Below are 22,001 nucleotides of genomic sequence, written 5' to 3'. Positions count from 1 at the left end.
TCACTTCCTCATCTCTTTTTTATGACCAGATCTTAATTGGCCACAGGCTCCATCAATATCTATTCCCATACTTTTTCTTATTGTTGCGTTAATTCCTCTCTTTACAAGTTTTTGTTTGAAAATTTCCAATTCATTTGAGTTTGTACTCGGTTTTCCAAATTCATCTATTGCATTTAAAGGAATTAAATTTAGATGAAAGTTTTCATGATTAAACAATTTGACTATTTCATCTATATGTCTATCAGAATCATTAACATCTTTTATTAAAGTATATTCAAAACTAACTCTTCTTCCAGTTGATTCAAAATATTTTTTTGCGCTTTTAAATACCTCGTCTATTTTATATCTATTGTTAATAGGCATAATTGCACTTCTTTCAAAGTCAAATGGATTGTGAAGAGAAATAGTTAAGTTAATCGGTAAATCCTCTTGGGATAATCTATCAATTTCTTTAGCAAGCCCACATGTTGAAAGGGTAATATTTCTTATTGACATATTGTACCCTCTCTCATCAGTAATAATCTTTATAAACTTTATTACATTGTCATAGTTATCTAACGGTTCTCCAATTCCCATTAAGACAACATTGTTTATTCTAATATCTTCCGTTCTTGAAACGTAATAGATTTGTTCTAAAAGCTCTGATACTTCTAAATTTCTTTCGTATCCAGCTTTAGTAGATGCGCAGAACTTACATCCCATCTTACATCCTACTTGGGAGGAAATACAAATGGTATTTCTATCATGATAACCCATTAAAACCGTTTCAATTAAAGCTCCGTCTTCAAGTTTAAATAAGTATTTGGTGGTTTCATCCACCTTTGAGACAAACTTTTTAACCAGTTCTATCTTTTTAAATTTCCCCTCTTCTTCCAACATTTTTTTCATTTTTTTTGAAAGATTAGTAAACATTTCAAAATCATTGTAAAGTAAATGATGAATTCCTTCAAAAATTTGATTTGTACGATATCTTTCAATTTTCAATTCTTGTAAAGAAGAATTTAATTCATTATATTCTAAATTATTGTATATAATTTTTTTCATTTAATCTTACACCATTATAACATACTAACTAGATGTTTTTTGAAACTTTGATATGAAAAAACCATCCGCCCCTTTTTCATAAGGCATTAGTGAAAGGTATGAGATATTGTTATCTCTATAACTGAATTCCACAGGCTTAATATTTTCATATCTATCTAAAAAGTATTCTCTTTGCATTTCATTTTCTTGCTTGAATATACTGCAGGTACTGTAGACTAAAAAGCCTCCTACCTTTAAATATTTCAAACAGTTATCCATTATCTCTCTTTGAGTTATTACAAGTTCTTCAATCTCTTTTTTCGTTCTTCTAAGTTTAATTTCAGGATTTCTGCTAACTATTCCAGATCCTGAACAAGGCGCATCTAATAAGATATAGTCAAACGAATTAACTAAATCCCCATTAAATGAAGTAGCGCCAAAATTACTGTATTTTATATTTTTACAACCAAGCCTTTTAGCATTTTCTTTTATCTTTTCAATCTTATGCCCATGCAAGTCATTTGCCAAAATTTCTCCTGTGTTTGAAACTAATTCAGACAAGTGGCAGGTCTTTCCTCCTGGAGCTGCACAAATATCTAGAATTTTAGAATTTTTTTCTGGATTTAATACTTTGCTTGCAAGTATTGAAGCTCCACCTTGAACTGTAAAATATCCATTTTTAAAAATGTCCGTTTCAAAAAGATTACTTGCTTTAATTATTATTAATGCATTTTCTAAAAATGGATGCTCTTCAAAACGAATATCGAGCTTTTTAAATTCATTTTCCAATTTACTTTTAGTAATTTTTAAATTATTAATTCTTATAACAAGATTCGGTACTTCTGAAAAAGAATTCAAAATTTTTCTAATGGTCTTTATTTTATAATTTCCAATTAAAAAATCATAAAAATCATCACCAACAGAGTATTTAACTTTAAGCCTGTCGTTAACAGATGGCATATTTGAAATCTTTTTTTCTATAGTTGAGTTATCAATATTTCTTAAAATTGAATTAATCAGACCCTTGTACTGTGTTACTTTGAAATACTCGCATGAATTTAAAGATTCGTTCACAATGGCATAATCAGGAATTGAATTCATAAAGAACTTTTGATATACTCCAACTTTTAAAATAGTTAAGACCTCTTGTGGAAGAGTTTTATCTGGTTTATCCAGCTCTTCCACTACGGCCATCTCTAAGAATATATTATTTTCAATAACTCCAAGAACCAATTGTCTAATCAACTGAGAATTTAAATTCTTTGGAATTTTAGCTAAAAGTTCTGAGGAGTATCCTCCTTGCTCCACATTTAATAAAACTTTTATGGAAAAATTTCTTTCATTCATTAATCGTCTCTTCTGCTATTCATTATTCTTAATAATTGCACCAACGAGAAAAGAGCTGCCGCAATATATGTCATTGCCGCTGCAGAAAGCACCTTCTTCCCCTCTGGCACTTCATCCCTATGAAGTATTGTTCCATCTAGATTTTTTAATGCTCTTGAACTTGCGTCAATTTCAACAGGAAGTGTTACTATTTGAAATAGCACAGTAATTGCAAATACTGCAATGGCAACATTAATAAAAAATGGTGCTATGAAAAGCCCAACCAAAAACAATGGATAAATTGATCTCGATGCGAAGTTTACCACAGGTACAAGGCTATTTCTAAAGTTTAAAAAGGAATATCCTCTATCATGTTGAATAGCATGTCCCACTTCATGGGCAGCAATACTTACAGATGCAATACTTGGATCATTATAAACTCTTTCAGATAATCTGATAATATTTTTTGTAGGATCATAGTGGTCTGTAAGTTCTCCTGAAATCGCAACTATTTTTACATCCGTAAGGCCATTTCTGTCAAGAATTTCCCTTGCCGCTTGCATTCCAGTAATATTCTTCTTATTTTGTACCCTTGCATACCTTGCATAGGTACTCTTTATTTTCATTTGTGCTATAAGTCCAAACGCCATTGCCAGAAGTAAGGCAATCATCCAAAATCCGTTGCTATTATAATATGGCATCATTCCATACATAATATTACCCCCTATTTCAAATAAATATTTTTCTTAAATTCATTTCCCTTTAGAAAGTCTGCAACTGACATTCTCTTTTTATTTGGAAATTGAATCTCCTTTAATAAAATATACCCATCTCTAGCTGTAATTTTAATATTTTCAGGACCAACTTCTTCAACGTATCCAGGTTCATGTTTAACTTCTCCAAGAATATAATCCATCTTTAAAACTTTTATATTTTTTTCTTCATATTCAAAAAATGAGCCAGGCCATGGATAAAATCCTCTAAACTTGTCATAGATTTTTAAACAGTTGTCATTCCAATATATTTTTCCGTCTTTTCTGTTTAACATTCCCCTATATATTGCTTCTTCTTCATTTTGCTTTTTTCTATTTTCATAGAACTTGTCAAAATTTTGGAGTACTTCCACAATGCCCTTTCCACCTAGAACCATTAGTGAGTCGTGAAGCTCCTCTGCATTTTCATCGGAAGCTATTTCTTTTTCTAAGCTATAAAGGATATCTCCTGTATCAAGTCCCTTTTCAACAAGCATGATTGTTATTCCACTTTTTTCTTCACCTTCAACAATTGCCCAGTTTATAGGCGCTGCTCCCCTGTACTTTGGAAGTAGTGAAGAATGTACATTTAAAATTCTGTCCTTGAATTCCAAAAGCAGTCTTTCTTTAATAATCTGCCCATATGCAACTACTACAAGAAAATCTGGGTCCAAAGATTTTATCTTTTCAAAACTTTCGTCACTATTTATATCATCTGGAGTGAATACTTCTAAGTTATTGTCCAGTGCATACTGTTTCACAGGAGTTGGAGTCATTTTACCTCTATTTCTCTTCCTGTCAACTTGAGAAATTACTAGAGGAATTTCAAATTTCCCACTTTCATGTATGGCTTTTAAAGACTCAACTGCAAATTCAGGTGTGCCAAGAAATATAACCTTAGGCTTCATCTATTCATCATCCTCTTCTGAACTTTCAAGTTCACTATTATCAAACATTCTCTTTGCTAATTGCGGATACAAAATCCCATCTAAATGATCAAGCTCGTGGCAAATACAAACTGCCTTGTACTCATCACAATCAACAACTACATTTTTACCGTTAACATCTGTGTACTCAAGAACTAAATTCTTTGGTCTATCAACAAGTCCTGATTTGCCAGGAATTGATAGACAACCTTCCAAATTCTCTTGAGTCTCTTCAGATTTTTCAGTTATTCTAGGGTTTATTATCTTCATAACCCCATTTCCATCTTGCATGTCTACAACTACAAGTCTTTTTAATATTCCTATTTGAGGTGCTGCTAGGCCTAGTCCATTGGCATCTCTCATGGTTTCTTCCATATCGTCAAGTAGCTGTAAAATTCTATTATCAATCTTTTCAACTTCTCTAGCTTTTTTACTTAAAATAGGATCTCCTATAATCCTAATATTTCTAATAGCCATATTTACCTCCTTAGATAAAATTTGTCGGATTAAAAGTTAGGCTCAACTTGTATCCCTGTAAATCCACATTGTATTTGTTATCTACTAATATGGATTTGAAAATTTCCTTAATCTTTTTATTTTCTTCTCTGTATTTATAAAAAGTATAAAATCTATATCTATTGTTAATTCTAGAGATTGGACTAGGATTTGGTCCGATAATCTCAATCTCCTTTATATTATTCTCTCTTAATTCAGCTTGAATGTGCTGTTGTAATTCAAATAGCTTTTGTCTCGTTGCAATGCGCTGATTCCCTGAAATATTAATGCAAAAAACAGTATAAAATGGAGGATACTTAAACAGTTTTCTATGTTCAATCTCCATGTTATAAAAATCTATAAAGTCATGGTTCTTGCTGGCTTCAATAGAATAATTTTCCGGCTTATAGGTTTGGATGAAAACTTCACCAGCATAGTCTCCCCTTCCCGCTCTACCAGAAACTTGTGTTAATAGCTGAAATGTTGTCTCTGTTGCCTTATAACTTCCAACATTTAAACTTAGGTCTGCAGCTATAACACCTACAAGTGTCACATTTGGAAAGTCAAATCCCTTAGTTATCATTTGAGTTCCAATGAGTATATCTATCTTACCTTGGTTCATCCTGTCAAATACATTTAAATACTCTTGTCTTGTTCTTACGGTATCTGCATCCATTCTAAATATTTTTGCATCGGGAAAATTTTCATAGCAATACTCTTCAAGCTTTTCTGTTCCCGCACCAAACTCTCTTATATACTTACTTCCACAATTTGGACAAATCTCTGGTTTCTTTTTAGTCCTTCCACATTGATGACATAACAAAATATTATTGTACTTGTGATAAGTCATTGAAACATCGCAGGAGTCACAGTTCATTACATATCCACATCTTCTACAAAATACATATGAAGTGTGGCCTCTCTTATTCAAAAACAAAAGTGTCTGCTTCTTATTTTCCAAATTATTTACAATTGCATCATGGAGTTTTTCTCCAACCACAGAAGTATTTCCCTTTTTAAGTTCTTCTCTCATATCGATTATATTTACCTTTGGCAATACTCCTGCAGTTGCCCTATTTTTTATATTTAAAATTTCATAATCTTTTTGTTCACCCAAGTAATAGGACTCAATGGAAGGCGTTGCCGATCCAAGAACTAGTTTTGCATTAAGTTTTTCACTTAAAAACTCCCCAACTTCCCTGGTAACATACTTTGGATTCATATCTGAAATATAACTTTGATCATGCTCCTCGTCTATGATAATTGCACCAAGATTATCTACCGGCGCAAATATTGCAGATCTCGCACCAATAACTATGGGAAATGTATTATTTTTTATTTGTTGCCATTGTTCAAGTTTTTCCCTTTGATTTAATTTGGAATGAAGCACAGCAACTTTGCCAGGAAATCTTCCTGAAAAACGAAGTATGGTCTGTGGTGTTAATGAAATTTCTGGAACCAAAATAATACATGATTTACCTTGGTTTAACATTTCTTCAACTATTTGAAGATAAATTTCCGTCTTTCCGCTCCCCGTAATTCCATGAATTAAAAATTTGTTTTTATCTCCATCTAGAATGGATTTTAAAACAATTTGCTGTTCATTGTTGAGTGATATTTTGGAATATTTTTTATAATCTCTTGTAACTTTTGTAAATTCATTTTTAAGTTCAGAGGAAACTAGTCCTTTTTCTACAAGACCTTTTAAACTGGATAGGGATGAATTTGTCTCCATTAAAATTGTTTTTTTATCCACTGGACCATTTTCTAAAATAAATTCAAAGATTTTTTCTTGAGCCGGTGCATTTTTTAATTTATTTTCTACTTCAACCTTTTTATTTATTGTGTAATACTCTACTAAATTCGGCTTAATTCTTCCTTTAATATCATATTTTTCTTTTAAAACGCCTTCATCAATTAACCTATTAATTATATCTTCATCAAATCTCTCTACTGCCGATTTATACTCCCTTGGTCTTTGAAAAAAAAAGGAAATATCCTTGTCTTCAGTTTCCTCATTTAGATAAATTAACTTTTCCAAGTCCTTCCAATTCCCAGGAGGCAAAACTCTTTGGAATGCAGAGGATAAATCTGAAAGATATCTATCCCTCATAAAAAGAGCAAGGTCTATAAGTTCTTCAGAAATAATTGGTTCGTGGTCCACAAGTTTAAAGATTTCCTTTAACTTCACATCAACCAGTGGACTATCTGCAATTTCCACAACTATTCCAAGTTTTTTTGAGTTGCCCCTTCCAAATGGAACTATAACTCTTAGTCCTCTTTTTATATTTGATTGTAGTTCTTTTGGAACGCTGTAACTGAATAATCGGTCCAGCACTCTAGTCTTATTTTCTAAAACAATATTTACTATCATATTAAATCTAAAATTTCATCTGCTACTTGGATTTTCGGCATTAGTGGCATGTCAATTGTATCTTCTCTTGAAATTATCGAAACCTTGTTATCATCCACATCAAAGCCTGATGTGGAACTTGAAACGTCATTTGCAATAATGTAATCGCAATTTTTTGATTCTAATTTCTTTAATGCATTTTCATGTAAATCAAATGTCTCTGCCGCAAATCCAATTACCATCTGTTCTTTTTTCTTTTCACCAAAGTATTTTAAAATATCTTCATTTTCAACTAAGTTAAGTATTAAGTTATTCTTTGTCTTAATTTTATTTTCCGAATATTTTTCAACTCTAAAATCACATGGTGCCGCCGCCATAATCAAGCAGTCAGCATCATCAAATCTCTTTTCTATTTCACTTTTAAGTTCGTGGTTATAATTTATTCTTATGTTTTCTGGTCCATATGGAGGGCTCACTTTGCAGTCCCCATGTATCAGTGTTACATTAGCTCCTCTTTGAAATGCTTTTTTTGCAATTGCAAAGCCCATCTTTCCACTGGAACGATTGGTGATATACCTTACCGGGTCAACATCTTCCCTAGTTGGCCCCGCTGTAACAATTATATTTTTTCCCTTTAGGTCCTTTTCAACAAAGTAGTCTTCAACTCTTTCAAATATCTCTTCTGGCTCTGCAAGTCTTCCATTACCAATGTTGTTACAAGCAAGCATTCCAGACTTAGAGTTGATAAATTCAAAATTTCTATCCTGCAATTTATTTATATTTTCTATTGTTGCTGGATTTTCAATCATCTTTGTATTAGCGGAAAGGGCAAGCATAACTGTCTTGTCATATGCTAATACCGTAGAAGTTAGTAAGTTGTCTCCAATTCCATTTGCAATCTTTGCCAATGTGTTTACAGTTGTTGGAGCAATTAAAAATAAATCTGCCCTCCTAGCCATCTCAATGTGTTCAACCTCTTCATGATGACCACTGTGAAACATATCTGTGTGAACCTTGCCCCTACTAATGGTTTCAAAAACAAGGGGTGAAATCATCTTGGTAGCATTTTCAGTCATTATTATTTCAATTTCATACCCTGCCTTAACAAGTCGTGAACAAAGGTCTACTACCTTATAAATTGCTATTCCGCTTGTGATTCCAAGCAAAATCTTTTTTTCATTATTCATCCTTTTTTTCTTCTTCGCTATCTACATTGTAAGTTACTTTTCCTTCCATAATTTCAGAAATTGCTGTTGTAACAGGATTTGTTGTCTTTGATTTTACCATTGGTTCAGAACCGTCAATGATTCTTCTTGCTCTCTTTGATGCAATTACACAAATTGCATATCTACTTCCTGAAATTCTCTCTAATTCTTTAAATGATGGATTTATCATTATTTCATACCTCCTAAATATGTCGCTTTTAATTTTTCTGCTTCAATAATACATTGTATTTTATAAACTGTGTCATCAACTTCATCGTTGACAACCGCATAGTCGTATTTATCTATAAAAGAAAGTTCTTTTTCCGCATTATGCATTCTCAAATTAATGGTTTCTTCGTCCTCTGTGGCTCTTTTTGTAATTCTAGATCTCAATTCTTCTAAGTTTGGAGGAAGTAAGAAAATATAAACTGCACCTGGGAAATTTTTCTTTACTTGCAAAGCACCTTGAACATCTATTTCAAGAATTACAATATTGCCCTTTCCTATATTTTCTTCCACATAGGCCCTTGGTGTCCCATAAAAATTATTATGAACCTTTGCATGTTCTATAAATTCATCCCTCTTTACCTTTTCCTTAAATTCATCTAGAGATAAAAAATAATAGTTTTCTCCGTCAACTTCTCCGGGACGCTTCTTTCTTGTCGTTGCTGATATAGAGTACTTAATATCATCTCTCTTTGCTCTTAGAGCTTCACATACAGTTCCCTTACCAACTCCTGAAGGTCCTGAAATAACCATTAAAAAACCATCTCTCATATTGCCCTCCTACTCAATATTTTGTATTTGTTCTCTAATCTTTTCTATAATTGATTTTAACTCAATGCAATTTTGTACAATCCTCTTGTTTGGAGATTTTGATGATATTGTATTAACCTCTCTATTCATCTCTTGAACAATAAAGTCCAGCTTACGTCCCTTCGGCTCATTTGACTCAAGGGTAAGTAAAAATTGATCAATGTGTGAGTTTAGTCTAACTATCTCCTCAGTAATGTCAGACCTTTCTCCATATAGAGCAACCTCTAAATAGATTCTATCCATGTCCAGTTTCAAATCTTCGTCATTTATCTCTTGAAGCTTTTTAATTAAAGAATCTTTGTATTCGTCATGGGAAGACTTTGCAAGTTCTTTTATTTCCTTTACAATTCTTTTCATTTCATCAAGTTGAGTTTTAATAATTTCAGATATATTCTCTCCCTCTTTTCTTCTCATTTGGATTAAAAGTTCAAGAGCATTTTCAACTTGTGAAAGAATAAGTTCTTTTAAATACTTTTCATCTTCTTCGCTTTCTTCTATTTGCAAAGCCCCTTCCAGTTGCATTATGTCTGAAAGTTTTAATTTAAAGTCATGGTCCAGTGATTTTTCTAAATCTTTTACCGCTTCAATATAGTTTGAAACTAAGTTGGAATCAAAATACATCTTCGAAATGTTGGATTCTTTCTTTTGACATCTTATAAAGACATCTGCACGTCCTCGGTCCAATTTTTTTCTTACAGTTTTTTTAATATCCTCTTCTAAAAAATTTAAAAAGTTGGGATTTTTAACTTGCACATCTAAATATTTATTATTTACCGTTTTTATTTCTACCGATACTCCATAGCTATTGTCTTCTATGGATGATCTTCCGAAACCAGTCATTGAATATATCATAATCCACCTCTTCTTTCTTCTCATTCTATAACAATGTCAAGGCTAATTCAATAATATGTTACATTTTCGTAACAATTTTCTTGCATTATTCATGAAAGTTTTACTATGGTATAATTTATTAGTATAGATTGGAGGTAATTATGAGTTTTGACGGAATTGTAACAAGGGCAGTAGTCAAAGAACTTAATGATAAATTAATCGGTGGAAAGGTGAATCGAATTAACCAGCCGGAAAATAGAACTATCTTGCTACAAATTTATAATAGAAAAAATAATTACAAATTATTATTAGATGCTTCTAGTAATCGCCCTGGGTTTTACCTTTCAAATGAAATTAAAGAAAACCCCATTAAGGCACCAAACTTTTGCATGCTTTTAAGAAAGCATTTGCAAAATGGAGTTATAGAGTCAATCGAACAAAAGGGTCTAGACAGGGTTTTGGATATAAATATATCATCAATGAATGAACTTGGTGATTTAGTTACGAAGACTTTGACCATAGAAGTTATGGGAAAGTATTCCAACATTATTCTTAGAGAAGAGTTTAATATTTTAGATTCCATCACAAGGGTTACGGAAGATCTTTCTAGAGTGCGTCAACTTCTTCCAGGACTAAGCTATTCCTATATCGAAGATGACAAGGTGGATATTACAAAGGAAAACAAACTTCCATCCCAAATAATTTCCAATATGGAAAAAGATATAAAGATGGCAAGATTTTTCTATATGAATTACACCGGGTTTTCCCCACAGATTACAGATGAAATTCTTTATGAGTCAAATGTTGACAAAAATAAAAAAGCTAAGGAATTAAATTCTGAGGAGCTAGGAAGAATTGATAATTCATTTAATGAAATTTCAGATAGAATTCTTTCAGATGATTATACTTACGCAACATATCGTGATGAAACTGGAAAGCTACTTGACTTTCACTGTTTAAAATTAAATTATTTAAATGTAGAACCTAAGATTGAAGATAGCATGTCAACTGCATGCGAAAATTATTTTAGCGAAACCTTTGTTTCAGATAAGGTGTCACAAAAAGTTTCAAGTCTTTCAAAGAAGGTCTCTCATCTTTTAGAAAAAGATAGGAATAAATTGGTTAAACTTTTAGACGAAAGAGAAAAAGCTAGTGATAGAGAAAAATATAAGGTTTATGCAGATATAATCTCTGCAAATGTTCATAATATGGACAGAGGCTTAAAGAGCATAACGCTTCAGAACTTTTACGATGCTGAACTTTCTAACATCGAAATTCCCCTTGATGTAAAAAAATCCCCTTGGGAGAATGCACAATTTTACTATAAAAAATTTAGCAAGTTAAAAACTTCAGAAAATCTTTTAAAGAAACAAATTCCCCTACTTAAAGATGATATAAAATATTTTGAGCAGGTGTTAGACAGTTTAAAAAAAGTTGAAACCGATTCAGAAGTTATGGAGATTAGGTCTGAGCTTTCAAGTGGTGGTTATATTAGCAAGGGCAAAACAAAAAATAAAGACAAAAATAAATCTTCAAAACCTTCCACACCTCATCACTTTGTAAACGAGAGGGATAAGCATTTTTATGTGGGAAAAAATAATTATCAAAACGACTACATCACTTTGAAACTTGCAAATAAAGAGGACATCTTTATCCATGTTAAGGACGTTCCAGGTTCCCATGTGATTTTAAGAAATGACAACATTACCGAAGAAGATATTCTTGACGGATGCCTTTTAGCCGCTAAGTACTCCTCTGTTTCAAATGAACAAAACGTCGCTGTGGATTATACTGAAAAGAAAAATGTTAGAAAGGCCAAGGGTGCAAAGCCTGGCATGGTCTACTACGATGATTTTAATACTGTTTTTGTAAATCCGAAAGAATTTGATTTTCAAATATTTAAAGAGATTTAAACCTCCTTTTTCAAGGAGGTTTTCTTTATCTTCGTCTTAAAGCCTGTTGTATTCTTCTGTCAGAATCTCTCTTTGCTATTGTCTCTCTCTTGTCGTGAAGTTTCTTACCCTTTGCAAGGCCAATCTTAACTTTGACAAGTCCGTTTTTCAAATATACGGATAGCGGGATTATTGTATATCCCTTTTCTTTTGTTGCACCAATAAGTTTATTTATCTCTCGTCTATGAAGAAGTAACTTTCTTGTTCTTAATGGATCCACATTGTTTCTATTTCCCTGTTCATAGGGGCTAATATGCATTCCATATATAAAAACTTCACCATTTCTTATTTGACAAAAGGCTTCTGTAACAGATGCCTTGCCAAGTCTTAGGGACTTTACCTCTGTCCCTTTAAGAGCTATTCCCGCTTCATACTCCTGCTCTATAAAATATTCATGTCTTGCCTTCTTATTATTCGTTAGTATTTTTGCCATCTTTATCACCATTTACAAATTTAAAATCTATTTGTCTCTTAATTCTACTTGCATCTATTACTTGTACTCGAACCTTTTGTCCCAGATTATATATTCTATTTCTTGTCTCTCCAACGACTATAAAGGCCTCTTCATTGAAATTGTAATAATCATCGGTCATGTTTACAAAGGACACAAGACCTTCAACACCATTATCAAGTCTTACAAATATACCAAACTTAGTAAGCCCCGATATTACACCGTCAAATCTCTTGCCGATGTTGTCCTCCATATACTCTGCCATTTTCATATTTACAACTTCACGTTCAGCATCTTCAGCTCTTCTCTCAGTCATTGAGCAGTGCTTACTCACATCGTTTAAGAACTTCATATACTCATTCATATTATTAGTATTCTTTTTATTTCTCAAAAAGTTTTTGAGTATTCTGTGTATAAATAGGTCTGGATACCTTCTAATAGGAGAAGTGAAGTGAGTATAGAACATGCTTGCTAAACCAAAATGCGGCTGTGGATCAGGAGAGTACTCCGCCTTTGACATGGATCTTAAAAGCATCATTGAAATAAGCGGCTCTTCTGGCTTTCCCTTAACTTCGTTTATTATTGACTCATAGTCCTTTGGATGAATGTCCTGACCTTTAATGGAGTAACCAAATTTTTTAATCATTTTTCTTAGTTCTTCCACCTTCGTTTCCGAAGGATCTTCATGAATTCTATATATAAACGGCTCTTCCATAAATCCAAAGTGACTTCCTACGGTTTCGTTTGTCACAATCATAAACTCTTCAATAATTCTATTTGCAACCCTTCTCTCTTCCTGCACAATATCTATTGGCTTTCCGTCGTGACCAAGAATTATTTCAGGATCGGTGAAGTTAAAATCTATACTTCCCCTTCTCTCCCTCTTTTCTTTAAGAATTTCAAATAGCTCATTCATCATTAAAAGTTTTTCCTTTAATAAATCATCTTCGTAAATATCTTGCTCACCTTCAATGATGTCGGAAACATTTGTGTAAATTAATCTGTAATCAGAGTTTATAACCGATTCATAAAACTTGTAGTCAACTACCTTTCCCCTCTTATTAATTTCCATTTTTACAGTCATGGAAAGTCTATCCACTCCTGGGTTTAAACTACAAATACCATTGGATAATTCCTTTGGTAGCATTGGAATAACTCTGTCTAATAAATAAACTGAGTTTCCTCTTCTATAGGCCTCTTTGTCCAGTGCAGAGCCTTTCGCCACATAGTGGGCAACATCTGCAATATGAACATAGAGCAAATAGTTATCGTCTTTCTTATCAATGGATATGGCATCATCAAAATCTTTTGCAGTAGCTCCATCAATTGTAACTGTGAAGAGATCTCTAAAGTCAGTTCTCTCTTCAACTTCTTTCGAGTCCACTTCCGTTTCAATTTCCCTTGCCCTATCTTGCACTTTTTTAGAAAATTCAAAGGGTAAATCAAATTCCATTACGATGGATGTAATGTCCACGCCCTTTTCATTTATATTTCCAATTATATTTGTCACTATGGCTTCTGGATTCTTTCCCTTAGGTTTTCTTTCCTTTATCCTTGCAACAACTTTATCGTTGGTCTTGGCGCCGTTTCGGTCGCCCTTGCTAATGAATAGGTCAAAGCCATATCTAGTGTCATCGGGAACAACAAAACCAAAGTTTTTACCTTGAATATAAGTTCCTATTATTGGCTTTTTATTTTTTTCTATTATCTTTACAACTTCGCCCTCTGCCTTTTTGTCTGCTTCGGCTTTTTTTGTAACTTTTATTAGAACCTTATCTTGATGCCATGCTTTATTTAAATCATCCCTTGGAATGAAAACATCATCTATAATACCATGTTCTTCTATAAAGTATGCAAAGCCCGCCTTATTACCTTCAAGAACACCTCTAAATAGATTTTCACTTGCAGGAAGCATATACTTGCCCTTTGCAGTTGTTATTAGCAAGCCCTCTTTTTCGAGAACCTTCAAAACATTCACAAAGTCCCTTCTTCCCTTAGGCTCTATATCAAAAATCATACATAGCTCTTCAGAAGTTCTTGGCATGTAGTCCTCTGATGAAATATATTCTAATATTCTTTCTTTTATTCTCATTTTTACCTCCTGCTTTCACTCTTTATATCCATTATACCAAATCAAAGAAAATGTCATCGTTAAAAATAAAATAACAGCATTTAAGCTGTTATTTTACCTTTATCGATGTGAATTATATTATCTGCTAAAAAGTTGGCTTCATCATTATCATGGGTGATAATTAAAACTGGTATGTTTAAACTTTTTATTAATTCACTAAAGCTTGGATATAATTTTTCTTTTAGTTCAGCGTCCAGGGCACTAAATGGTTCGTCCATTAATAAAACTTTGGGCTTTGTTACTAAAGTTCTTAAAAGTGCAACCCTTTGCTTCTCACCACCGGATATATCGGAAGGATATCTCTTAAGTAAATCTCTAAGTCTTAATACATCTAGAAGGTCTTCATAAATCTCTCTATCCTTCATTGCAAATTTAATATTTTTCTCAACGCTTAGATGTGGAAAAAGTCCATAGTTTTGAAACATGTACCCTAAATCTCTCTTTCTTGATGGGAGATAGATATTTTTTTCCGTTGACTCTAAAATAGTATCTCCATTGGATATTTCTGCTCTATCTGCTTTCACAAGTCCAGAAATTATATTTAATATTGTTGTCTTTCCGCTTCCTGAAGCACCTTGAATTGCTAAAACTTCTTTTTCAATATCAAATTTTAAATCCAATTTAAATAACTCTAATTGTTTTTCAATGTCAACAGAGAGCATCAATTTACCTTCCTTTTCTTTATCCACTTGTTTAGTAGATATATATTTATGAAGCTAAAGCCTATTACGATCGCCATTAGTAGATTTGCCTTTTGTCTATTATTTGACTCAACTGCATAAAAGATGGCAAGTGGTATGGTCTCAGTTTTACCTGGAATATTTCCCGCAACCATTAAAGTTGCACCAAACTCACCTATGGCCCTTGAAAAACTCAGTACAATTCCACTTACGATTCCCGGAAGAGCCAAGGGTATGGTCACCTTTGTAAAAATTTCAAACTCCGATTTACCTAGAGTCCTTGCCACATTTTCATAAACTGGATCAGTACTTAGAAAAGATGATTTTATACTTTGATACATAAGTGGAAGTGATACAACCACCGCCGCAATACAACCAGCCACCCAGGTGAAAATTACATTTATATCAAATGCATTGTAGAGAATCCTTCCTATTGGCCCCTTCCTGCTAAATAAAAGTAATAGGATATAACCCATTATGGTAGGTGGCAATGTCATTGGCAGAGTTAGTATAACTTCTAAGCCGTCCTTAAATAAAAATTCATGTTTAGTGAATACATACGCCAATATCAAACCTAAAATAAGCGTTATAAAAGTTGAAATAACAGCAATTTTTAAAGATAGTAATATTGGCGCCATGATTTCAGCTCTATTCATTTACTTCAAATCCGTACTTTGTTAGTATATCTTTTGCTTCACTTTCTTTTAAGAAATCTAAAAACTTTTGTGCAAGCTCTTGGTTCTTTGTAGATTTTACAATTCCACCAGGATATACTATATCGTCATGTACATCATCTTTAACTTCTTCAGCTATTTCAACATTGTCGTCTATAACAGCATCTGACTTATATACAAAACCTGATTCACATTCACCTGTAGATACATATGCAAGTACCGCTCTAACATCCTTTGCAAAAACAAATTTTTCTTGTCCACTTTCCCAAAGATTTAAACTTTCCAAACTTTGTTTTGCATATTGTCCTGCAGGAACTACATCTGGTTGACCAATGGCAATCTTATTTGACTTTTCAATAAAGTTCTCCATATTAATATCTTCATTAGCTTCTTTGTTCTTAATAAGTACAAGTTTATTTTTTAATAGAGGAAATATGGATTCCTTAACCATTAAATCCTTTTCGTTAACTGCATTCATCTTTGCTTCGCTGGCAGAGATAAATACATCTATTCCACCATCTTCTTCAATTTGTTTTTGAAGTGTTCCACTTGCCGCATAAGTAAAGTTCAATGTGCAGTTTTCTTTTTCTTCAAATATAGGTTTGATTTCATTCATTGCATCAGTTAAACTAGCTGCTGCACCTACTAAAATTTCTCCACCTGAAGTTTGCTCAGTTTCCTTTGAAGTGTCTTCAATTTGTCCATTTTTTGTTTCGTCAACATTTCCCTTATTACATGAAGCAGTAAATGTTAAAATTGATAAACATAGTGTAAATAAAAGTATTTTTTTAATATTTTTCATTTTAATCCCTTCCTATTATTTTTAAATATCGTTCATCTTTCCTGTAGCTCTTAAAATCTTCGTCTACTTTTAAATAATCAATTAGCTTCGGGTTTTCTTTAACAGCATTTTCTAAATCGTTAAAGCTCTTCTCCTCTTCTCCAACCTTTAAATATACACAGGCTCTGTTGTAATAAAGATTGTAGGTGTTTTCAGCATATGAAATTCCTTCAGTGAGTATTTCTAAACTCTCCATGAATTTTTTCTGCTTTATATACAGTGCGGATATGTTTAGATAAATATCTTGATATTCAGGATTTAATTTACAGGCCCTGTAATAATATTCAAGCGCCTTATCTTCACTATTTAATCTTTCATATGCTATTCCAAGATTAAATGTAGATCTAAAGTAATCAGGGTTTAATTCAACCGATGCCTTAAAATATTTTAGAGCCTCTTCATAGTTTTTTTGCATCTCAAAAATACTTCCCAAGTTATTATATGCCATATAATCCTTGGGAAATTTTTCAATCGTTTTTTTATAATAGCAAATAGCTTTATCCGTAAATCCATAACGGTCATATAAATCTGCAAGGAAAAAATACCCTTCCCTAAAGTTTTCATCTATGGCAATGGATTTTTTGTAATACTTCTCAGCTAAATAAAATTCGTCTAAAAAGTCATACATAACCCCTATGCCATAAAATGCCTGAAGAATCTCGCCAAATCTCTCAATTATGACATTGTAAACTTTTATTGCATTGTAATAGTTTTTCACCTCATAATATATTTGAGCCTTGTCGAGATATATTTCAATATATTTTTCTTCAGTATTTTCAAACCTTAAAGCCTTATTAAGTGCTTCAACAGATTTTTTGTATTCACCGTTTAAATAGAAATTTTGCGCTAATTTAATATAATTATCGCTTCTTCTATATCTATTCATTTTTAGAAATTGGTACTTCCAATGTATTTGAAGTTAGTTTCAACTTCAGGTGCATCATCTAAGTGCCATGTAGCATCTATGCTTGAAAGTTCTGCCATCTTTGTATAGTAGTACATTACAATTCCTGAGTCTGTGTAATTTGCATCGCCCTTAAAGTCTTCAATGTATAGATAAATATTTCCACCCTTTATTAAAAATCTCCATGGTTGACTGTTATATGCTGATGGAGCATTTTTGATGTAGTAAAATATTTCATCAATACCATAGCTATAAAGTTGTTCAACGGTACAAGGTGTGTCAAAGTCTTCAAAGTAAACAAAATCTTCGATACCATGTCTTGCAGAGTATTCATCTATTTCAAAAGTAGGTTTGCTTTCTGGATAACCAAACGCAAGTACAAAGTCTATTTTGTCTTGAGTTCCAAAGGTTTTTGACTTAATTTCTTCATCAACTCCAAAAAGTGTAATCCAGCAAGTTCCAAGACCCATTTGAGAAAGCTCTCCCACAATCTCTTCCAAATAATAAGCACCATAAATTAAAGATTCTTTATCTTTAACCTTATAGTTCATTGTAATGTAGTTAGGTGACTTTATCATAACTCCTGAATATCCACCAACGCCTTCAAGGCCATTATATATAGAATCTCCATATAATTTATATTCCACATTATGCTTTAAAGCCTTTTCATTTTCAACTTCTAAAAGTTTTTTAACCTTGTCCAACACTTGAGAAGTTAATTCTCTGTCTTCATACTTTCTGCATGATTTTCTTTTTTCTAAAAATTCTTTTAAGTCCATAATTCCTCCGTTATATTTTTTCTGTTATAATCAACTCAGGTGATTAAATGAAGATATCTATTCAGCAAAAAAATGCCATTGAACACAATGAAGGTCCCGCACTGGTACTTGCAGTACCTGGTTCGGGAAAAACCACTGTGCTATTAAATAGAATCGTTTACTTAAATAATACCTTTAAAATAAAGGATAATCAAATATTAAATCTAACTTTTTCAAAAACTCAAGCTCTTGACATGAAAAGTAGGTTTTATAGACTAAATACATCTTTAAAACCAAATTTTTCTACCATACATGCATTTTGCTATAGCATCATAAGATTCTATGCAAAGGAGATGAAATTAAATTTCAGACTTATTGAAGGAAGTCACGAATTTAATAAGTATGCACTTGTAAACAGAATCTCCGCCCAAAGTCACAATAGGTATCTTAGTAAGGAAGACTTAGACACCTTCTTTACCAATTACTCCTATGTAAAAAATAATTTGCTCGGCTATGATTTCCAAAACAATAATTATTTTGAAGAAATCGCAAATGAGTACGACGCCTTTAAAGAGGCAAATCACTTTATTGACTTTGATGATATGCTTTCCTTCGCATATAAAATCCTATTATCTGAAGAAAAAGTTTTAAATTCAGTTAGAAGATTTTATAAGTATATTCAACTGGATGAAGGCCAAGATGCATCTTTGATTCAGTTTAAAATATTAGAAGAGATTGCTAAACCAAAGAATAATCTTTTCATAGTAGCTGACGATGACCAATCCATATATGGGTTTAGGGGAGCCAATCCAAAATATCTCCTTGACATACAGAATATATACCCAGATATCAACATGATGTACCTAAATGTTAATTATAGATCCTCAAATGATATTGTACGCCTCTCAGACTTTCTTATCCAGAAGAATAAAAATAGATATTTAAAAGATGTTAAGTCAAATAGCAATCAAAATCTTCCCATTACATTGGCCAAGGTTAAAAATTTACATGTTCAAAATAAATATATACTAGACTATATCAAAGATATGAAAGATGGAGAGACCCTTGGAATACTTTTTAGAAATAATATTAATGCAATTAGCATTATAAATTTTTTTGAAAAGAATAATGTAAAATACACCAAGAAGCTAAACTTTAAAGCTGATATTTTAAACGAGATTTTAAGAGACTTAATTGATATAGTTGACCTTTCCATGGACAAAAACAACATGGATGCATTTAAGAGAATTTATTATAAGCTAAATTTATATCTGAGAAAAGACTATGTCTACTCTATAATTCCCGATAGCTCTGAAGGCATTGTTAAGACAATTATTTTAGATTATTCACTGCCTGATTACCAAAAAAAGATTATGGTTGAATTTTCCAATTCATTAAATAGGATGAAGAAATTAAATTTAAAGGGAAAGCTTGAAGAAATATTTTTTAACACAGGATATTTAGAATATTTAAAAAGGCATTACGAAAACTTTTCATTGGACTTAGTTCAAGAAATACTTTTAAATCTCTCGGAGAATTACGAAAATCTACATGAAGTAAAGTGTTTTATTGAAAATATAAACAGTAAGAGTCTAATAAACCCCACCAACGAAAACCCAATCTATGTATCCACAGTACATCAATCAAAGGGACTAGAGTATGACCATGTAATCATAACCGACTTGGTGGATGGTGAGTTTCCGATTTATGATGAGAGGGTTATTGACAGCGAAGAAGAGCGAAGACTTTTTTATGTGGCCATAACAAGAGCTAAGAAACACTTAACTCTATTGGTCCCTAAAAAAAGAATGTATAAGAAGGTCAATCCTTCCGTCTTTATAAGAGAGATAAAAAATGCAAAATAAAAAGGTTCTAAAGAATCCATTGGGGGATGCTAACCTATAAAGTTGGCATCTCCTCTTATTTATACATCATTATTCACTTACTTTTAAAAGACCTATCTAAATAGTCACTTTTTAACTGTTTTTAGGTTCACTTAATAAGCCTATAGGCTTATTTTTCCTAAAAGCTAATTCTTTTATTCAATTTATGTATATTATTCGAGTGCTAATATCCCATTTCTAAATCTTTTGAAATTTTTCATTCCAAATGTTATTCTCTTTAATACTTTTATTTTGTTGTTCATTCCTTCTACGTACCCATTGGTGAATTCGTAGTCAAAGCTATTGGATATTGGTTCTATCCAGTTCTTAAAGGCTGTTAAACAGGCTCTCCACTTAATGGATCCGTCTTTTAACAGGTATTCTATCCAACCTTGTATGTTTTTTTGTGCTTTCTCTTTGTTTTCGCTCTTCATTACTAGGTTGTAGAAGGTTTCTTTTGTTAGGTATGCTTTTCTTATTTCTTCGTTTCTTTCTAACATTATTGATACTTTTATTTTTTCATCTTCGTGTAGTTTTATCATTGGTTTTGTTAGTAGGGATTTACTTCTCATAAAGTGTGTTCTTTCTTGTTTTTTCATCTTTTTTGATTCTGCTATTCTTGTGTTTTCAAATCCCCATGTTACCTGTCTTATGAAGTGATATCTGTCTATTAGATGTTTTGCGTTTGGAAAGTGTTTTTTCTTTATATCTCTATACGGTCTATACATATCGCTTACGAAGATTTTTACTTTATCTTTTTCTTCTTTTGGTATTTGACTGAAGTATTTATCTAGGTATTCAAATTTCCTTGTTGGTAGTACGTCTAATATCTTTTTATTTTGACTATCTGCTATTATTGTCTGATACTTTTCTCCTCCGGAGTCGCCTTTGAATTCGTCTATATTTAGCACTTCTCCTAGTTTTAGTCTTTTTATTTCTATGGTATCTATTATGTTTGAGACTGTTTTGGGTGAAATGTAAAATTTTTTAGCTATATCTTTGATGGATATTTTATTTTTAAATTCTTCTAATACTCTTCTTTTGAGTCTTGTTGTTATTTGGCAATGTTTTGATACGAATGGTTTAGATTCTGTAAATCTTTTATTGCACTGTCTACATTTAAATCTTCGTACGTCTATTTTTAGTATTACTTGTTTATCTCTATATGGTAAATCTCTAATGTTTTGATGTCTATGGTCATGTATTTCTATCTTTTTTGATCCACAGCACGGACATGTTTTAGGTCTTTTCTTACATTTACCTGTTATTATTATCTTATCATCTGTTTCTTCTACTTTTTCTAATTCTAAACCTTTTATTCCCACAAGCTTTGTGATATTATTTATTTGCACTTACTTTACCTCCTTTATTTGGTTGTGGTGACTTTATTTTAGGTGATTTGTAGAGTAAGTGCAATTTTTTTATTTAAAAAACTGTTGAGGTGGTATGTTTATTCATACCCCCCAACAGTTTCTTTTGTTCCAATAAAAAAGGGTTAGAATTTTCTAGCCCTTTTGCTGTCTTCTCTTTCTCTTTTTCACAAAAAATATGTCTAAAAACCATGCAGTGCATAATGATATTATTCCACTTGCAAGGGACAATACAAAATATTCCAGCATAGATAGTGCCACTGGATCCGTAAGATTTGTTATAGCTACAATAAATGTAATCATAGCTGCCGCCAGTAATAATAGTCCAAATAAGTACTTAACAATTCCTTCACGTTTTATAAAAAAGAAAACAACAATCACAATTAGCATTGCAAAAACACAAAACATCGGAACTTTTATTACTTTATCCATATTGTCATTTATCATTTCTAAAATCGATCTCATAATATCTCCTTTGCCCTATTAGGCTTATTATATCACGAAAACGTAAATGCTGTAATTATTTTTTCACTATGATAAAATAATTTTATACGCACCAGTAGCTCAAGGGATAGAGCATCGGTTTCCGGAACCGCATGTTGGGGGTTCGAATCCTCTCTGGTGCGCCAT

General features: G+C 32.1%; 21 protein-coding genes and 1 tRNA gene. 3 read left to right on the top strand and 19 right to left on the bottom strand.

Annotated elements, in window-relative coordinates; all coding sequences use genetic code 11:
* Genes rlmN through L6651_RS01160 form a run of 10 tightly spaced genes read right to left on the bottom strand, consistent with a single transcriptional unit; the run spans position 1 to position 9,748 of the window.
* Positions 1-1,044 (bottom strand): dual-specificity RNA methyltransferase RlmN, encoded by a 1,044-nt coding sequence (gene rlmN, locus L6651_RS01205; RefSeq protein WP_237036234.1) that lies wholly within the window; start codon positions 1,042-1,044, stop codon positions 1-3.
* A 24-nt stretch (positions 1,045-1,068) separates the two neighbouring features.
* Positions 1,069-2,370, bottom strand: coding sequence for a 16S rRNA (cytosine(967)-C(5))-methyltransferase RsmB (gene rsmB / locus L6651_RS01200; RefSeq protein ID WP_237036233.1), 1,302 nt, complete (start codon positions 2,368-2,370; stop codon positions 1,069-1,071).
* A complete protein-coding gene (locus L6651_RS01195; protein ID WP_237036232.1) occupies positions 2,370-3,062 on the bottom strand; it encodes a zinc metallopeptidase in 693 nt (230 codons plus the stop codon). Before L6651_RS01195 ends, rsmB begins: the two co-directional genes overlap by 1 nt.
* An 11-nt stretch (positions 3,063-3,073) precedes the next feature.
* Positions 3,074-4,009 carry a methionyl-tRNA formyltransferase gene (gene fmt / locus L6651_RS01190; protein WP_237036231.1) on the bottom strand — a complete coding sequence of 312 codons (936 nt, stop codon included), beginning with the start codon at positions 4,007-4,009 and terminating at the stop codon, positions 3,074-3,076.
* On the bottom strand, positions 4,010-4,504 hold the full coding sequence (def, locus tag L6651_RS01185) for a peptide deformylase (RefSeq protein WP_237036230.1): 495 nt from the start codon (positions 4,502-4,504) through the stop codon (positions 4,010-4,012). It lies immediately after the preceding gene.
* Between the two features lie 10 nt (positions 4,505-4,514).
* A complete protein-coding gene (gene priA / locus L6651_RS01180; protein ID WP_237036229.1) occupies positions 4,515-6,896 on the bottom strand; it encodes a primosomal protein N' in 2,382 nt (793 codons plus the stop codon).
* Positions 6,893-8,062: a bifunctional phosphopantothenoylcysteine decarboxylase/phosphopantothenate--cysteine ligase CoaBC gene (gene coaBC, locus L6651_RS01175; RefSeq protein WP_237036228.1), complete on the bottom strand. Its 1,170-nt coding sequence runs from the start codon at positions 8,060-8,062 to the stop codon at positions 6,893-6,895. Before coaBC ends, priA begins: the two co-directional genes overlap by 4 nt.
* Positions 8,055-8,270 carry a DNA-directed RNA polymerase subunit omega gene (rpoZ, locus tag L6651_RS01170; RefSeq protein ID WP_237036227.1) on the bottom strand — a complete coding sequence of 72 codons (216 nt, stop codon included), beginning with the start codon at positions 8,268-8,270 and terminating at the stop codon, positions 8,055-8,057. The genes coaBC and rpoZ overlap by 8 nt, the downstream gene beginning before the upstream one ends.
* The gene (gene gmk, locus L6651_RS01165) at positions 8,270-8,857 is read right to left on the bottom strand and encodes a guanylate kinase (RefSeq protein WP_237036226.1); all 588 of its coding nucleotides are present in this window, start codon (positions 8,855-8,857) and stop codon (positions 8,270-8,272) included. The genes rpoZ and gmk overlap by 1 nt, the downstream gene beginning before the upstream one ends.
* A 9-nt stretch (positions 8,858-8,866) precedes the next feature.
* Positions 8,867-9,748 carry a YicC/YloC family endoribonuclease gene (locus L6651_RS01160; protein ID WP_237036225.1) on the bottom strand — a complete coding sequence of 294 codons (882 nt, stop codon included), beginning with the start codon at positions 9,746-9,748 and terminating at the stop codon, positions 8,867-8,869.
* 140 nt (positions 9,749-9,888) lie between these two features.
* Between L6651_RS01160 and L6651_RS01155 the strand changes: the two genes are divergently transcribed.
* Positions 9,889-11,640, top strand: coding sequence for an Rqc2 family fibronectin-binding protein (locus tag L6651_RS01155; protein WP_237036224.1), 1,752 nt, complete (start codon positions 9,889-9,891; stop codon positions 11,638-11,640).
* Between the two features lie 25 nt (positions 11,641-11,665).
* Here L6651_RS01155 and smpB read toward each other — a convergent pair whose 3' ends face one another.
* The 7 genes from smpB to L6651_RS01120 form a co-directional block, all read right to left on the bottom strand.
* A complete protein-coding gene (gene smpB, locus L6651_RS01150; RefSeq protein ID WP_237036223.1) occupies positions 11,666-12,112 on the bottom strand; it encodes an SsrA-binding protein SmpB in 447 nt (148 codons plus the stop codon).
* Positions 12,090-14,222: a ribonuclease R gene (gene rnr, locus L6651_RS01145; protein ID WP_237036222.1), complete on the bottom strand. Its 2,133-nt coding sequence runs from the start codon at positions 14,220-14,222 to the stop codon at positions 12,090-12,092. Before rnr ends, smpB begins: the two co-directional genes overlap by 23 nt.
* Before the next feature lie 80 nt (positions 14,223-14,302).
* Positions 14,303-14,923 carry an ATP-binding cassette domain-containing protein gene (locus L6651_RS01140; protein WP_237036221.1) on the bottom strand — a complete coding sequence of 207 codons (621 nt, stop codon included), beginning with the start codon at positions 14,921-14,923 and terminating at the stop codon, positions 14,303-14,305.
* On the bottom strand, positions 14,923-15,597 hold the full coding sequence (modB, locus tag L6651_RS01135) for a molybdate ABC transporter permease subunit (protein ID WP_237036220.1): 675 nt from the start codon (positions 15,595-15,597) through the stop codon (positions 14,923-14,925). Before modB ends, L6651_RS01140 begins: the two co-directional genes overlap by 1 nt.
* On the bottom strand, positions 15,590-16,417 hold the full coding sequence (gene modA / locus L6651_RS01130; RefSeq protein ID WP_237036219.1) for a molybdate ABC transporter substrate-binding protein: 828 nt from the start codon (positions 16,415-16,417) through the stop codon (positions 15,590-15,592). The genes modB and modA overlap by 8 nt, the downstream gene beginning before the upstream one ends.
* A gap of 1 nt (position 16,418) precedes the next feature.
* Positions 16,419-17,342 carry a tetratricopeptide repeat protein gene (locus L6651_RS01125; protein ID WP_237036218.1) on the bottom strand — a complete coding sequence of 308 codons (924 nt, stop codon included), beginning with the start codon at positions 17,340-17,342 and terminating at the stop codon, positions 16,419-16,421.
* Between the two features lie 2 nt (positions 17,343-17,344).
* The gene (locus L6651_RS01120) at positions 17,345-18,139 is read right to left on the bottom strand and encodes a nitroreductase family protein (RefSeq protein WP_237036217.1); all 795 of its coding nucleotides are present in this window, start codon (positions 18,137-18,139) and stop codon (positions 17,345-17,347) included.
* Positions 18,140-18,186: 47 nt separating this feature from the next.
* On the opposite strand from L6651_RS01120, the gene L6651_RS01115 reads away from it, so the two are divergent.
* Positions 18,187-19,983: an ATP-dependent helicase gene (locus L6651_RS01115; protein ID WP_237036216.1), complete on the top strand. Its 1,797-nt coding sequence runs from the start codon at positions 18,187-18,189 to the stop codon at positions 19,981-19,983.
* Between the two features lie 191 nt (positions 19,984-20,174).
* On the opposite strand, the gene L6651_RS01110 is transcribed toward L6651_RS01115, so the two are convergent.
* Both L6651_RS01110 and L6651_RS01105 read right to left on the bottom strand, forming a co-directional pair.
* Positions 20,175-21,353 (bottom strand): ISL3 family transposase, encoded by a 1,179-nt coding sequence (locus L6651_RS01110; protein ID WP_237036215.1) that lies wholly within the window; start codon positions 21,351-21,353, stop codon positions 20,175-20,177.
* A 153-nt stretch (positions 21,354-21,506) separates the two neighbouring features.
* Complete coding sequence (locus L6651_RS01105) at positions 21,507-21,836, bottom strand: hypothetical protein (RefSeq protein WP_237036214.1); 330 nt, start codon at positions 21,834-21,836, stop codon at positions 21,507-21,509.
* An 88-nt stretch (positions 21,837-21,924) separates the two neighbouring features.
* On the opposite strand from L6651_RS01105, the gene L6651_RS01100 reads away from it, so the two are divergent.
* Positions 21,925-22,000: transfer RNA gene (locus tag L6651_RS01100), tRNA-Arg, on the top strand.
* Position 22,001 lies beyond the last annotated feature (1 nt).

Source organism: Mediannikoviicoccus vaginalis (assembly GCF_928097925.1).
Classification (GTDB): domain Bacteria; phylum Bacillota; class Clostridia; order Tissierellales; family Peptoniphilaceae; genus Mediannikoviicoccus; species Mediannikoviicoccus vaginalis.
Note: the sequence above shows the minus strand (reverse complement) of the source record. Positions and strands in the feature narration are given on the sequence as shown.

What these genes read in the sequence shown, in the direction of transcription:
- rlmN (WP_237036234.1), bottom strand. Translation starts at nt 1,044, where the DNA reads ATGAAAAAAATTATATACAATAATTTAGAATATAATGAATTAAATTCT.
- rsmB (WP_237036233.1), bottom strand. Translation starts at nt 2,370, where the DNA reads ATGAATGAAAGAAATTTTTCCATAAAAGTTTTATTAAATGTGGAGCAA.
- L6651_RS01195 (WP_237036232.1), bottom strand. Translation starts at nt 3,062, where the DNA reads ATGTATGGAATGATGCCATATTATAATAGCAACGGATTTTGGATGATT.
- fmt (WP_237036231.1), bottom strand. Translation starts at nt 4,009, where the DNA reads ATGAAGCCTAAGGTTATATTTCTTGGCACACCTGAATTTGCAGTTGAG.
- def (WP_237036230.1), bottom strand. Translation starts at nt 4,504, where the DNA reads ATGGCTATTAGAAATATTAGGATTATAGGAGATCCTATTTTAAGTAAA.
- priA (WP_237036229.1), bottom strand. Translation starts at nt 6,896, where the DNA reads ATGATAGTAAATATTGTTTTAGAAAATAAGACTAGAGTGCTGGACCGA.
- coaBC (WP_237036228.1), bottom strand. Translation starts at nt 8,062, where the DNA reads ATGAATAATGAAAAAAAGATTTTGCTTGGAATCACAAGCGGAATAGCA.
- rpoZ (WP_237036227.1), bottom strand. Translation starts at nt 8,270, where the DNA reads ATGATAAATCCATCATTTAAAGAATTAGAGAGAATTTCAGGAAGTAGA.
- gmk (WP_237036226.1), bottom strand. Translation starts at nt 8,857, where the DNA reads ATGAGAGATGGTTTTTTAATGGTTATTTCAGGACCTTCAGGAGTTGGT.
- L6651_RS01160 (WP_237036225.1), bottom strand. Translation starts at nt 9,748, where the DNA reads ATGATATATTCAATGACTGGTTTCGGAAGATCATCCATAGAAGACAAT.
- L6651_RS01155 (WP_237036224.1), top strand. Translation starts at nt 9,889, where the DNA reads ATGAGTTTTGACGGAATTGTAACAAGGGCAGTAGTCAAAGAACTTAAT.
- smpB (WP_237036223.1), bottom strand. Translation starts at nt 12,112, where the DNA reads ATGGCAAAAATACTAACGAATAATAAGAAGGCAAGACATGAATATTTT.
- rnr (WP_237036222.1), bottom strand. Translation starts at nt 14,222, where the DNA reads ATGAGAATAAAAGAAAGAATATTAGAATATATTTCATCAGAGGACTAC.
- L6651_RS01140 (WP_237036221.1), bottom strand. Translation starts at nt 14,923, where the DNA reads ATGCTCTCTGTTGACATTGAAAAACAATTAGAGTTATTTAAATTGGAT.
- modB (WP_237036220.1), bottom strand. Translation starts at nt 15,597, where the DNA reads ATGAATAGAGCTGAAATCATGGCGCCAATATTACTATCTTTAAAAATT.
- modA (WP_237036219.1), bottom strand. Translation starts at nt 16,417, where the DNA reads ATGAAAAATATTAAAAAAATACTTTTATTTACACTATGTTTATCAATT.
- L6651_RS01125 (WP_237036218.1), bottom strand. Translation starts at nt 17,342, where the DNA reads ATGAATAGATATAGAAGAAGCGATAATTATATTAAATTAGCGCAAAAT.
- L6651_RS01120 (WP_237036217.1), bottom strand. Translation starts at nt 18,139, where the DNA reads ATGGACTTAAAAGAATTTTTAGAAAAAAGAAAATCATGCAGAAAGTAT.
- L6651_RS01115 (WP_237036216.1), top strand. Translation starts at nt 18,187, where the DNA reads ATGAAGATATCTATTCAGCAAAAAAATGCCATTGAACACAATGAAGGT.
- L6651_RS01105 (WP_237036214.1), bottom strand. Translation starts at nt 21,836, where the DNA reads ATGAGATCGATTTTAGAAATGATAAATGACAATATGGATAAAGTAATA.